At 44.3% G+C, this 13,404-nt stretch carries 9 protein-coding genes; 1 reads left to right on the top strand and 8 read right to left on the bottom strand.

Annotated features, from left to right (window positions below):
• Positions 1-26 precede the first annotated feature (26 nt).
• Positions 27-1,154 carry a tRNA 2-thiouridine(34) synthase MnmA gene (gene mnmA / locus DXA57_RS11820; RefSeq protein ID WP_117767584.1) on the bottom strand — a complete coding sequence of 376 codons (1,128 nt, stop codon included), beginning with the start codon at positions 1,152-1,154 and terminating at the stop codon, positions 27-29.
• A 240-nt stretch (positions 1,155-1,394) separates the two neighbouring features.
• Here mnmA and DXA57_RS11815 point away from each other — a divergent pair, with 240 nt between their 5' ends.
• Positions 1,395-2,540, top strand: a complete 1,146-nt coding sequence (locus tag DXA57_RS11815; RefSeq protein ID WP_243005784.1) for a CapA family protein — start codon at positions 1,395-1,397, stop codon at positions 2,538-2,540.
• Positions 2,541-2,606: 66 nt separating this feature from the next.
• On the opposite strand, the gene larE is transcribed toward DXA57_RS11815, so the two are convergent.
• From larE to DXA57_RS11780, 7 genes are all read right to left on the bottom strand, one after another.
• Complete coding sequence (larE, locus tag DXA57_RS11810) at positions 2,607-3,416, bottom strand: ATP-dependent sacrificial sulfur transferase LarE (protein WP_117767583.1); 810 nt, start codon at positions 3,414-3,416, stop codon at positions 2,607-2,609.
• Positions 3,392-4,918, bottom strand: a complete 1,527-nt coding sequence (larC, locus tag DXA57_RS11805; protein ID WP_158571316.1) for a nickel pincer cofactor biosynthesis protein LarC — start codon at positions 4,916-4,918, stop codon at positions 3,392-3,394. The genes larE and larC overlap by 25 nt, the downstream gene beginning before the upstream one ends.
• 1 nt (position 4,919) lies before the next feature.
• Positions 4,920-5,681, bottom strand: coding sequence for a nickel pincer cofactor biosynthesis protein LarB (larB, locus tag DXA57_RS11800; protein WP_117767581.1), 762 nt, complete (start codon positions 5,679-5,681; stop codon positions 4,920-4,922).
• A 174-nt stretch (positions 5,682-5,855) separates the two neighbouring features.
• Positions 5,856-7,418: an NlpC/P60 family protein gene (locus DXA57_RS11795; RefSeq protein WP_158571315.1), complete on the bottom strand. Its 1,563-nt coding sequence runs from the start codon at positions 7,416-7,418 to the stop codon at positions 5,856-5,858.
• Positions 7,419-7,869: 451 nt separating this feature from the next.
• The gene (locus tag DXA57_RS11790) at positions 7,870-9,612 is read right to left on the bottom strand and encodes a sensor histidine kinase (protein ID WP_158571314.1); all 1,743 of its coding nucleotides are present in this window, start codon (positions 9,610-9,612) and stop codon (positions 7,870-7,872) included.
• Positions 9,613-9,689: 77 nt separating this feature from the next.
• Positions 9,690-11,180, bottom strand: coding sequence for a response regulator transcription factor (locus DXA57_RS11785; RefSeq protein WP_199612726.1), 1,491 nt, complete (start codon positions 11,178-11,180; stop codon positions 9,690-9,692).
• A 215-nt stretch (positions 11,181-11,395) separates the two neighbouring features.
• A complete protein-coding gene (locus DXA57_RS11780; RefSeq protein WP_158571313.1) occupies positions 11,396-13,168 on the bottom strand; it encodes a carboxylesterase/lipase family protein in 1,773 nt (590 codons plus the stop codon).
• Positions 13,169-13,404 lie beyond the last annotated feature (236 nt).

Raw genomic sequence — 13,404 nt, 5'->3', positions numbered from 1 at the left:
TTATCCCCGGTGGTCTTTTCACCAGGTTATTCTTCTTTGGATCGTAAAATTCTTCCTCCGCCCAGAACCTGATCTCCGTCATAGAAGACCACGGCCTGTCCGGGAGTGATTCCCCGCTGCGGTTCATCAAAGACAACTTTTACCCGATTTTCATCGATCGGCGTCACAGTAGCGGGTGCTTCCTTCTGCTTGTAACGGATCTTCGCACAACATCGAAAACTCCCCCTTGGATATTCGCCGGAAATGAAATTCAGCTCTCCCGCCTCCAGCGTATCCCGGAACAGCCGCTCGTTCGGAGCCAGAACCACCTGATTTTTCTCAAGATCCTTCCGGCATACGTAAAGAGGCTGAGGAAGGGAAAGACCAAGACCTTTTCTCTGGCCGATCGTATAATGGATGATGCCTTTATGATGTCCCAGAATACGACCGTCCTCTGTTATAAAATCTCCTGCTTCAAAGGGACTGAACTTTGCTCCGTCCTCTTCTTTTCCGGTCCGTTCACAGTATTCTTCGATAAATTTTCCGTAATCGCCGTCCGGCACAAAGCAGATGTCCTGACTGTCATGCTTTTGTGCATTAAGAAGCCCATTGGCCTCTGCAATCTTCCGTGCCTCTGTCTTTTCGTATTCTCCCAGCGGAAAAAGTGTATGCGCCAGCTGTTCCTGTGTCAGGTTATAAAGCACATAGCTCTGATCCTTGCTGGAATCCAGCGCTTTCTTTAAAATGTATTTCCCGCTGTTTTCATCGTAGGAAATCCTTGCATAATGACCGGTCACCACATAATCGTAATCCAGTTCTTCCATCCGCCGCATGAGAGCCCGGAACTTGATCCGGTGATTGCAGTCGATGCAGGGATTGGGCGTTCCGCCTTCGATATACGTATCCACAAATCTCTGAATAACCTCTTCTTCAAATTTATCCTTAAAATTCAGTACATAATATGGCATGTCCAGTGCCTGGGCAACAAACCTGGCATCTTCCACATCCTTCAATGTACAACAGGTTTTCTCTGAACTGACTCCGATCTCTTCATTATCATAAAGTTTCATGGTCACACCCATACAGGTATAACCCTGCTGCTTCATCAGGCAGGCCGCCACGCTGGAGTCCACTCCGCCGCTCATGGCGATCAGCGCCTTTTTTCCATTCTGCATCCTCTCACCTCTTTTCCTACTTTATCGGTAGGAATAGTATACTTTCTATTTTTTATTTTGTCAACCCTGAAAATGAATCTTTTGCACCGGGCGGATGCCTGTGAATTGCTCCGCTGTGAATCTCAGGATGAACTCTGCTATTATTTTATCACATCTGGCATCAGAAAGACAAACCACATTTGCACTTTTCCCCTGTCCATGGTACACTCAAGAAAAAGCTTCAAAAAGGAAGGATATAACATGAATACTCCGAAAAACAGAAAACTTTTTCTGGAGCTGTGCAAAACGAAAAAGAAAAAACAAATGCTTCTGATCTTCGGTCCCACCGGTGCCGCCATCCTGATCCTCCTGGTCTTCCTGCTTCTCCGTGCTTTTTCCGGAAACGGCGATGCCAAAACCGTTTCCAACGATCAGCCGGAAACGCTGGAAGCAGAAAGCGCCGGCATACAGGAGAGTGAAACGCAGCGTTTTCAGGAACCGGTCTCTGTCACGGTAAGTATGGCCGGAGACTGCACACTTGGAAAAGATGAAGCTTTTAATTACAGCACCAGCCTGAACGCCTATTACGATATGTACGGTCCTGCTTATTTTTTCCAGAATGTAAAGTCTGTTTTTGATGCGGATGACCTGACGATCGTCAATTTTGAGGGAACTCTCACGGATTCCACCGCACGAAACGGAGAGACTTTTGCCTTCAAGGCTCCTGCCGAATATGCGGAAATCCTTACAGACGGCGGCGTGGAGGCTGTCAACGTGGCAAACAACCACAGCCACGATTATGGAGATCAGGGATTTGCTGACACAAAGGAAAACCTGAAAAAAGCCGGAATCACCACTTTCGGTTATAACGAGACGGCTCTTATGGAGGTCAAGGGCGTCAAGATCGGACTGGTAGGCATTTACGAACTTCATGATCACCTGGAACGGGAACATCAGGTTCGGGTAAATATCCAGAAGGTACGGGCAGAAGGCGCCGATCTGGTCTTTGTGGTCTTCCACTGGGGAAATGAAAAAGATACGGTTCCCGATGCCAATCAGGTGACCCTGGCCAAGCTCGCCATCGACAACGGTGCCGATCTGGTTGTCGGCCATCATGCCCATGTGCTTCAGGGCGTCACCACTTATAAGGGAAAGACCATCGCTTATGGTCTCGGAAATTTCTGCTTCGGCGGCAATTCCGCCCCCAGTGATATGGATACCATGATCTTTCAGCAGACCTTTACCCTCGACACCGACGGAAGCGTCACTTCCGAAGAACCGAACCTGATCCCCTGCCGGATCTCTTCTGATTATTACATCAACAATTATCAGCCCACTCCTGCTACCGGAGATGAAGCAGACCGGATCTTGCAGAAGATCCGGGAGCGGAGCGAAGGGCTGGGATAAAAAGAAAAGCCTGCAGACCGTTGTGAATATAGCATAATAGTCTGTAGGCTTTCTGTTTTTTCTGAACTATTTTACATGGATATCCATACTTCCGCTACGAAAGCCTTCCAGATCCAGGGTCAGATAGGGGACGCCTACTTCTTTCAGGATCGTCAGGACTTCTTCTTTCCGTTCCAGAATCACCGGGAAGGAAGCGGTATCCACCTCCAGACGGGCAATCTCGCCATGGACACGGATGCGGACGTTTTTGAGGCCTAAGTTTCTTAAATCCTCCTCGCCCTCGCCGATCCGTTTGAGAAGGGCCATATCGATCTCCGTTCCATAGGGAAGGCGGGTAGCCAGACAGGGGGAAGACGGCCGCTCTGCCACGGAGATTCCCAGTTCCCTTGCATAAGCCCGGATCTCTGCTTTGGTAAATCCAGCCTCCATGAGAGGACTTTTCACACCCAGCTCTTTTACAGCCTGGATACCGGGCCGGTACTGCTTCAGGTCATCCTGGTTGGTGCCTTCCATGACAATCGCCGCGTCATGGGCTCCGGCGAAGTCCAGAAGACCGGAAAACAAAGATTTTTTGCAGAGATAGCAGCGGTTTTTCGGGTTGAAACGGATCTCTTCCTGTTTCAGCTCATCTATGGAGATCACTTCATGGATGGAGTGGTTTTCCTTCGCCACCCGTGATGCGATCTCCCGGTCTGCTTTCGGATGGAGTACCGTGTCAAAGGTTACTGCATAAAGCTTTGTCCCATGGCGGTCTGCCGCTTCCTGCGCCAGTTTCAGGATCAGACTGCTGTCAATCCCACCGGAAAACGCCAGACAGGCGTTTCCCTTCGTATATTCGTCCAAAAGTTCTTTTAATCGTTGCTTTTTTTCTTCCATGCCTCTTCTACCGCCTTCTGATAAATTTCCTGATAAGACCGGCCTGTTTCCAGAACCCTTCTCCGGATGCTGTCATATTCCGGATAAACATACGTATTTCCTGCTTCCGTGCAGATTTTAAGCTCTACTTCTCCGTAAACGGTCATAACCGTTTCTTTTTTTCTCGGAAGGATCCTGCGGACCTCTTTTCGTTTCCGAAGGCCGATGGCCGTCGTCTGGTGGAAAATGACTTCCTCCAGCACAGAAACTTTCTCCTCTTTGCAGAGAACCTCCAGCCTGCAGGCCGGACGGTTTTTCTTCATATAAATGGGCGTATAGTTCACATCCCTGGCCCCTGCAGCCAGAAGAAGCTCCATGGTAAGGCCCATCATCTCTCCGGTGCAGTCATCCAGGTTGGTTTCCAGCACCCATATCTCATCCTCCGTTTCGTCGGAGGAAGCTTTCTCACTGGCAGAAGAGCCGCTTTTCTGCGCGTCTCCGTCTGTGTTTACAGATCCGGTTGTTTCTTCCACAGCTTTTCCTGCCGGCTGGGCATTCATGGCCGGCTCAATGATCATGGCACGCAGAAGGTTTGCATGCGGGAAATCTTTCTTTCCGGCTCCCATGCCGATCCTGCGGATCACGAAGGACTGGGGCCGGCCTTTCTTCGTACGGAGAGCCGCTGCGATCGCCGCACCGGTGGGCGTTACCATCTCACCGGAAGCATTGGTGATCGCAAGATCCAGCTCTTCTGCTGCCGCGATCCCTGCTACAGCCGGAGCCGGAACCGGGATTCTGCCATGCTGGCACCAGACATGACCCTGACCTTCATAGATGGTAGAAAGGTAAGTCTCCGTGATGCCCAGATCCACCGCACAGGCCGCTGCCCCTACGATATCCACAATGGAATCCACAGCGCCGGTCTCATGAAAATGGACCTCCTCCAGAGGAGTGGCGTGAACCCGGGATTCTGCCTCGCCGACGATGCGGAAAATCTTCTTTGCCAGAGTGCGGACTTCCGGTTTTAGGGGAGCCTCATCCAGCATGTGCATGATGTCAGCGTAATGACGGTGGACGTGATCGTGATGGTGAACGTGGGCTTCCGGACTGTGTGTGTGAGTGTGATCGTGATGGCAGGCATGGGCTTCCGGACCGTTGGTGTGCGAGTGATTGTGAAAGTGAGTGCCACCTTCATGAGCGTGTTCGTGAAATTCCTGAGCATGCGTGTGATCGTGCTCTTCATGGAAATGGTCTGCATAGCTATGCTCCCCGTGAGAGTGCTCATGAGAATAAACTGGCTCGCCTTGTAAATGCTCATCTTCCCCTTCCAGAATCACATCAAAATCGCAGGCATCGATCCCGCATTTTTTTGTCCGTCCGATCCTGATCTCATACCCTTTGAGCGGCAATGCCTCCAGTGCTTCCCTGAGGGCCTCCTCTCTGGCGCCAAGATCCAGGAGTGCGCCCACAGTCATATCACCACTGATACCGGAATAACATTCCAGATACAAAGTTTTCCCCATATTATGCCTCCTTTTTATTCGTCCGTACAGCCAGATGGTTGATCTGATTGGCCATGTATCCGGCTCCAAAGCCATTATCAATGTTCACGGTCGCCATGCCCTCCGCACAGGAGTTCAGCATCGTCAGAAGGGCAGAAACACCTCCAAAGGAAGCTCCGTATCCGACCGAAGTCGGTACTGCAATGACCGGATTTTCCACCAGTCCGGCTACCACACTGCCAAGTGCCCCTTCCATTCCTGCAACTGCGATCACACAATTGGCCTCTCGGATCTCTTCCGTTCTGGAAAGCAGACGATGGATCCCTGCCACCCCGACATCAAAGATCCGGTCTACCTTACTTCCAAAAAATTCCGCAGTCAGGGCAGCTTCCTCGGCAACCGGAATATCCGAAGTACCGGCTGTGCAGACCGCCACCATACCAACCTGCTCCACCGGATGATCCATCAGCATGATGACCCGTGCTTCCGAATGGTAGATCAGTTCCGGGAATCGCTCCTTCAAATAAATGTATTGTTCCGGTTTTACCCGGGTTCCCATCACATTGGAACCCCTTTTCTGAAAGCTGTGCAGAATCCCTTCAATCTGCTCCGCTGTCTTGCTTTCACAGTAGATGGTTTCTCCATAACCGTTACGAAGCTGTCTGTGATGATCCAGATTAGCATAACCCAGATTTTCATAAGGAAGCTCCTTCAGGATTTCTTCTGCTCTTGACAGCTCCATTTCCCCGTTTTTTACCTTTTTCAAAAGTTCTTTTATCTCCATAATAGACAATCCACCTTTTTTTTCGATAGGGTTATCTTATCATCTTTTTTGGGGTTCAACAACTTGATCTTCACTCACAGGTATATATTTAACAGATCATTACAGCAGCTGTTATATAAAAAAACTTCTCTTTCCGCTACATAAGGATAGAAAGAGAAGTTTTCCATATTTTCCCTACCAGTACCGCCTTGCTGCCACAGGTGTGGAGTAATAGGCGTTGGAAATGATGATTCCACTGGCGGAATTGGCTGCGTGGACGATCTGTCCGCCGCCGATGTAGAGGGCTACATGGTCGATGCTTCCGCTGGAAGAATAGAAGAGAAGGTCACCTGCCTGGAGACTGTCCAGGCTCACGGAAGTGCCGCCGGAGGCCTGGGAGGCTGCGGTTCTGGAAAGTCCGATGCCGAAGTTGGCAAAAACAGACTGAACGAAACCGGAGCAGTCGGCTCCGTTGGTCAGGCTGGTGCCGCCATAAACATAGGGATTACCCACAAACTGTACCGCGTAGGAAGCGATCTGCTGACCAAGATCTGAGGAGGAAGAGGTATCTTCCGGTGCAGGAGCTTCGGTTTCCGGTGCTTCTGTTTCAGGTGCGCTGGTTTCTGGCTCTGTGTAGGGTGCGTCTGTCTCTGGTACGCTGGTCTCTGGCTCTGTATACGGTGCGTCTGTCTCTGGCGCGGAAGTCTCCGGCTCCATGTAGGGTGCGTCCGTTTCGGGAGCACTGGTTTCTGGTTCTGTGTAAGGTGCGTCCGTCTCGGGAGCATTGGTTTCCGGCTCCGTATAGGAAGCGTCAGTTTCCGGAACACTGGGCTCTGTGTAAGAGTTATCCGGCTCGCTGTACGTTCCGTCAGTCTCAGAAGTGCTGCTGTCGGATTCTGTATAGGAATCTCCGGACTCTGTACTATCTACAGTGCTGCCGTCGGAAGTGTCGCTCCAGGTCGTATCATCGGAAATATCCGAACTGTTGTCCCAGCTGGTATCTTCTGAAGTGTCAGAACCGTTATCCTGGCTTCCGTCAGCCTCAGTCGCAGATCCCATATCGGAGCTGCTTCCACTATCATAGGAAACCGGTTCTGTATACTCCGCAGCCTTCTCCACACCGTAGATTGCACACTGACCGGAACCATCGCTGGCAGCCTCGGAACTGTCAGACTGATTCTTCAGACGGTCCTGCTCCTCTTCCAGTGTTTCTGCCACCGGATAACAGGTCAGATAATCGGCATAATAAGCATTGATATAGCCTTCCGTTCCATCCTCTGCCACTACCTGGATCCAGGCACCGTTGTCGTAGGAAACCGCATCCAGTTCATCTGCCTGATGAACGCTTCCGACTGCCGTACTGTCCTCACTTTTTTCAGACCGGATGTAAAGTTCCTCCGGATGGACTCTGGCAATGTGATACTGAACCTTCTCCGCAATGGCTGAGGCTTCATCCCCTGTCACCAGATAATCGGCCTTCACATAGCCAAATGCATTTCCGGAAGTGACCTGATACCAGTCACCCGTTCTGGAAATGATGGTCGCCGCATTGTCATTGTAGATCTTTGCGACGATCTCACTGTTTTCATCGGGTTCTTTTCGAATATTGATGTACTCTTCGCACTGGGCAAAAGCCAGTTCTCCGGTCATGGATCTGTCTGTTTCTTCCGCCAGAGCCGTCACACCATTGGTATGGCAGGCGATCCACCCTGTCAGCAGACAAAAGGACAGGGCTTTCGCCAGATTTTTTCTTATCACGCTGTCATGCCTCCTTGTTCCCAAGCCAGACATCAAACCACAGATCAGATCTACGCTCTGCTCCGGTCGGTGCCAACCGAGTCCCACCGGGACTCAACACCCCGCGCTTTCACACGGTCGCCGCTACCGCAGCTTTCATCTGGGGCTTGTGGGCGCTTCCGCCCACACCACAAGGAAAATCAGACCTGTTGCAAATAAATCTGCATAGTCTTCCTTTTCCTTGTGGTGATGCCTTCAACTATTTGTTACGAAAATATTACAGAAGGCATTTTACAGGGTGAATGTGTCAGAAATTTGATAAAAAAATTAAAATCCTCTTAACGCATTTTTTTGAAATACGATTTTCCAGGATCTTTTAAGTAAAAAAACTGCCATCCGATCCTTCTCTAATATCGATCAGACAGCAGTTTTCCTGTTTTTCATGAATCGGTGCAATTACTCCATCGCACTGTTAATTTGCCTTATAAGGGATAGTAAAAACTATTTTTAATCCTCCTTCATCTGGTAAAAATACTTGCATCTGAAAAGCATCTCCGTAAAGATATTTCATTCGCATACGAATATTAGAAATTCCTATATGTGCTCTTTTCCCTTTTTCATAAATATCTAAAAATCGTTCCTCTAGGTTACATTCAAAAAATTCCTCTATCTGCTTTCTGTTCATTCCAACCCCATTATCCAGAACCTCTGTTATCACTTGCTTATCTTGCTTTCTTATTAAAATTCGAATTTTTCCTGGTACCAATTTTCCATCTTCATTCCGATGGAGCAAAAGACCATGTAAAATAGAATTTTCTACCAGAGGCTGGAGTACGTTTTTGGGATATAATACATTTTCACATTCTGGCATTGAGCAAAATTCGTAATCAATTTCCCCGCTACATAAGTATCGCTGAATTGTTATGTACGATTCAAGCTGTTTTGCCTCTTCTTTAATGTTATCAAAAATCTGCAATCCAGATATCTGCAATCTATCTCGCAACATTCCAATTAAAGCTTTGTTGATTACCATAATATCTTTGGTTCTGTTTAACTCTGCCAAATATGTGATTGTATTTAGTGTATTGTAAATAAAATGCGGATTGATTTGTGACACCAGAAGACTATATTCTATCCGATGCTCTTTTGCTTCCTGTTCTCGGATTGTATTTAGATTAACCTGTATTTGATCCATCATCTGATAAAAACTGTCGGCCAACATTCCTACTTCATCACTTCCACTTACCTGTTCTTCTAAATTGTAATTTTCCTGTTTTATCTGTTGCATCTGTTTCGAAAGCTTCTCCAACCTAAACAAGATTTTCTTCAAGATTAAAATAATTAACATCAGTAATATAACCGTAAATCCAATCAATAGTTTTCCTGTCATCCGCCGAAAAGGAATATACGGTTTTAAAAAATCTGATTTTTTCAAACTTACTACCAATCTTAAATTTTCTATTTTATAGGAAATACGAATTCCAAGCAGTGTATCTGCCTTTCTTTCTTCCAGTTTAACTTCATACTGTCCTTCTGGAAACAGTTTGCAAATTTCCTCCTGTGACATCTTTTCAAAAACAGATGGTGTTTTATTAGTAAATAAAATTTTCTCATCATATCCAATTAACGCTAATTCACCGCTCTCTGCTTCTTTTAAGTCACCAAAAAGATCTTTGAAGTCAGAAAATGCTTCAACCATAACAACATAAATCATTTGGCTCTCATATATGCGTGGCATTACATAATAAATCATTTCTTGTTCATTGCTATTTTGTGAAAATACCGGACTATAACATCTAGGAATACTTTCTTTAAAATCATCTTCTATATCATGCAATGTCTCTGGAAGCTGCTGAAACCATTGAGATTTCATCATTGCTTCTGCTCCCGCTTTCAATTTCTCTGATCCTAAATATTGTCCATCTACAATCAAAAATACATATCTGCTGGAATGAATGGCACCCAGTTCTGTTTTCCCCAGTATCTCCGGCTGCAATCTTTCACAAATAGTTTCATACAGCTTATTCTGTCCTTCTTCAACTTCATTTTGATACTCCAAAACCATCTGCATAAGGTCTGTATCTGTCCAAAAACGTAACAAATACTGTGTATTCTGATGTAAAATATAGCTTAATCGTGTACCAACAGCAGATGCTACCACTGAAACACTGTTTTGCAATTCTGGTCTTAAAAGTTTATAGATCCAATCATTCATCCTGCACTCTACCAGAATAAGCATTAAGATTGCAACTGTGCAAATCGCACATACACATTTTTTAATCACTGTAGGTCTCATTTTCTTATTCCAACCTTATACTCTTGCGGAGAAACTCCGTAATATTTTCTGAACACTCTGGCAAAATACGAGGTAGATGTATAGCCTGTTTTTTCTGCAACAACCGACATTTTTTCTCCGCCATTCAAGATCTCTCTTGCCCTTTCCATACGAATTCGCGTCAGAAACTTCCCTACGGTTTCTCCCTGCTCTTTTTTAAATAAATCATTCAAATGATTCACACTGATTCCTGCATTTTCCGCAATTTCTTCTACGCTGAGAAATGCATTTTGATATTCATGATAAATATAACGAATAACTCCTTTTATCACCTCCGAGCTACATTCGCCTGCATTTTCTTTTTTTTCGGAAAACTCTGCTATTTTCTTTTTCATCCATTGTACAATCTGACTGGCTGTAACAAGCTCCGTACTTTCCAGACAATCCAGTTTCCAATCCAAAGCAAGTTCATTTGCTTTTTGCTCTAACACACAAGCAATTTCCTGGATTTCATAAATAAATGTCTGATAATCACCTCTTATGAACAATGGCCGAAACATTTGATCAAGTAAACGTCCTTCTAGATTTCCATTTTCTAATTCTCTCCGTATTTTTTCTTTTCCTGAAACAGAAACAGAATTCGGTTGTTCTGACAAATCTGCAAAAATACATACTTCACTTCCTTCAAAATATCTTTGCTGAAATGTAAATTCACTGCTATCATATCTTTCTCTGAGTTGAATAATATCATTCATCTCTCCAAAAATAATACTTGAGAACTGTAATGGTTTTAAAAACTGCAGCTGACTCTGAACCTTATAAGCATTCTGCTCCAGAGATGTATTTTTGCGGCAAAGGCAAAGCCACCTGTATTTTTTTATATGTATCGTATATTCAACTTCAGAGACTGTGTTTTCCAATATAGAAATTATTTTTCCGCTGTCAGCTTCCGGTGTTTCCTTTTTTAAAATTTCTCGCAGTTCACAAGGAATATGATCTTGCTCTATAAAAAAAACACCACAGTTTTTTTGAAAAACTTCCTGATAAAGTTCTCTATCTATTTCTCCTGATGCCATCTGAAAACACCCCTGCAAATATCCCGTAAAAACTTTTTTGTTTTTATTCTCTTTTATTTGTAAGATTTCAAATATCTCTTTTAATTTTTTCTCCAATGAAGCTGCATCCAGTTCCTGCTTTAATATGTAATCTTTCACATTTAAATCGATAGCTGCTCTTGCATAATCAAACTCATCATAGCTTGACAAGAATACGATAATTGTTTCTGGTCGAAATGCCCGTATCTTCTCCGTCAGTTCAATTCCATCAATTCCTGGCATTTCCACATCTGTAATTACAACATCTGGTTCATAATGACAGAAATTATTCCATGCCTCTACTCCGTCAATTGACATGTTCACAAGTTCAAAACCTTGTTTTTTCCAGTCTACTAACTGCGAGAAATATTCCAATGCAAATTTATTATCGTCCGCTAACATCACCCTGTACACAAGCTTCATTCCCTTCTACAAATAAAGTACTTAAATGTTATAAATTCTGTGACCATATCTTTCATAAACTTATTATACATGATATCAGAAACAAAAAGTCAAAAAACAACTGAAAAACTGCCATCTAATCATTTTCTAATTTTGATCTGATGGCAGTTTTATTATTGGGTAAACGTTACGATTTTATAATAAATCCAGATGATATAACCTTTAGTTTATTTTAAATCCTCTTCTGTCAGACCCAATGCAGCAAGAGAAACTTCTTTGTTGATTTTTTCTCTTTCTGGATCTGCATTTTTCACATATTTTGAAGTTCCATTTGTCCACCACATAAAGGAACCATCAGTGTCAGCAGAACATACATCCCACTTTTCCAATCCTTCTCCATTTGGATTGCCTGTTTTTACAAAGTTAGAAATATATCCTGTAATCTGATCTGCCAGTTCATAATCACTGTCTGTCCAGATTCTCTGACCTTCCACATCACGCATAGAATCAAAGAAATACCATAATTCTGAAGAATGGAAAGATCCATAGAATTCTTCATCTCTTACCGGTTCTGCATGCTCTGGAAGCATCTGATTGAAATAATATACATATACATCTGTATCATTATTCTTTTCCGCATATTCTGCAGAAATTACATACTTAGAAAAAGCAGAATCACTACTTGAACGAAGTTTCTGACGATAAGCATCCTTTTCATCTTTCGGTGAATAAGCCGCTTTATATCCTTCTCCGTAAACAGTTTCCATACTCTCGGCAAACTCATCCATCGTAAGTGTACCTTCTGGATTTCCCATCAGAGACGTCATCTCATCCGAAGTTCCTCCAATCATAATATTGATACCGTCCAATGCCCCTGGCCTATTTAAATCCACTGATTCCTCAGTAAAAGTATAGCCATCAATCACATAACTGGAACTTGCACCAGTGATCACGTCATACAGATCCTTTTCCGGATCAACTACTGATTTCGTCGTCATATAATATTCTGCATCATGTGAACGTAGCTCCGCAACAAGAGCTTCTGATGTAGTATCTTCTGAAAGTCCCATTGCTTCACATATTGTTTTTTCTGCCTCTTCCTGTTTCTCCTTCATGTCTGCATATGCCAAGGTCCCTTTACTGGTCAGGAGACCTGAAAATCCACTCTGAATGATCGCATTCTGAAAAAGTCCTTTTGCCAGAGGGCTTCTAAGAAGTGCTGTCACATTCATTGCTCCTGCAGATTGCCCTGAAATAGTTACCTGTTCTGGATTTCCACCAAATCCTGCAATGTTCTCATTTACCCATTTGAGTGCTTTCACCAAATCCTGCACTGCATAATTTCCAGAAGCTCCATTTTCATTCTCTGCGGATAGTCCCGGAAGTGTTAAGAAACCATACATACTTACACGATATTGTACAGTTACTACGATAATTCCTTTTTGGGCAAGTTTTGCAGCATTAAATTCCATCTCAGATGCATTTCCATGATTGTTTCCACCACCATGAATATACACTAGAACCGGAAGTTTTTCATTTGCTGATACATCCGGTTTGTATAAATTCAAATTCAAACCATTTTCACTGATTGCCGGATTATAACTCTCATCAAAGTAAAATTCATCCCCCCAAAATCCACCAACCGGATTTAATTCTGCTGCACTTCTCTGCATGGCCTGATCTCCCCAAGCATCGCAGACTTTTACTCCATCCCAGGATTCTGGATCCTGAGGAGCTTTCCACCTGTTCTCACCAGATGTGTTTGCCGCATATGGAATTCCTTTATAAAGAGTAACACCTTCCACATCTGCAACAATTCCTTGTACCTCTCCTCCTGTTACTGCAACTGTTTCGGAATCCTGCTGCTGTAAATCATCTGTGGCTGTGGTTTCAGCAGCAACTACAGATTTCAATGGTACCTCTGTTGACATACAGATTGCTACTGTACCTGCAATCACCAAAGCAGTATTTTTCCATTTTCTAGTTTTAGTTCTTTTCATGATGTTACCTCCTTTTTTCATTTATATTTTATATTATTTTTACATATTTTCCTTTGTTATTCAATCATATTTTATTTATTATGCAAGAGATTTTTTTAACCTTCATCATTATTTGTAGTATTTTTTCACATTTTCTTGTATTTTTTCATTCTCTTTATAGATATTATACATATCGAGAATAGAGTAGGAGGCGGTGACTAACCGCCGTCCTCTCACACCACCGTGCGTACCGTTCG

The organism is Blautia sp. OF03-15BH (assembly GCF_003463065.1).
Lineage (GTDB): Bacteria > Bacillota > Clostridia > Lachnospirales > Lachnospiraceae > Limivivens.
This window is presented reverse-complemented; position numbering and strand designations above follow the sequence as displayed.

What these genes read in the sequence shown, in the direction of transcription:
- mnmA (WP_117767584.1), bottom strand. Translation starts at nt 1,154, where the DNA reads ATGCAGAATGGAAAAAAGGCGCTGATCGCCATGAGCGGCGGAGTGGAC.
- DXA57_RS11815 (WP_243005784.1), top strand. Translation starts at nt 1,395, where the DNA reads ATGAATACTCCGAAAAACAGAAAACTTTTTCTGGAGCTGTGCAAAACG.
- larE (WP_117767583.1), bottom strand. Translation starts at nt 3,416, where the DNA reads ATGGAAGAAAAAAAGCAACGATTAAAAGAACTTTTGGACGAATATACG.
- larC (WP_158571316.1), bottom strand. Translation starts at nt 4,918, where the DNA reads ATGGGGAAAACTTTGTATCTGGAATGTTATTCCGGTATCAGTGGTGAT.
- larB (WP_117767581.1), bottom strand. Translation starts at nt 5,681, where the DNA reads ATGGAGATAAAAGAACTTTTGAAAAAGGTAAAAAACGGGGAAATGGAG.
- DXA57_RS11790 (WP_158571314.1), bottom strand. Translation starts at nt 9,612, where the DNA reads ATGAATGATTGGATCTATAAACTTTTAAGACCAGAATTGCAAAACAGT.
- DXA57_RS11780 (WP_158571313.1), bottom strand. Translation starts at nt 13,168, where the DNA reads ATGAAAAGAACTAAAACTAGAAAATGGAAAAATACTGCTTTGGTGATT.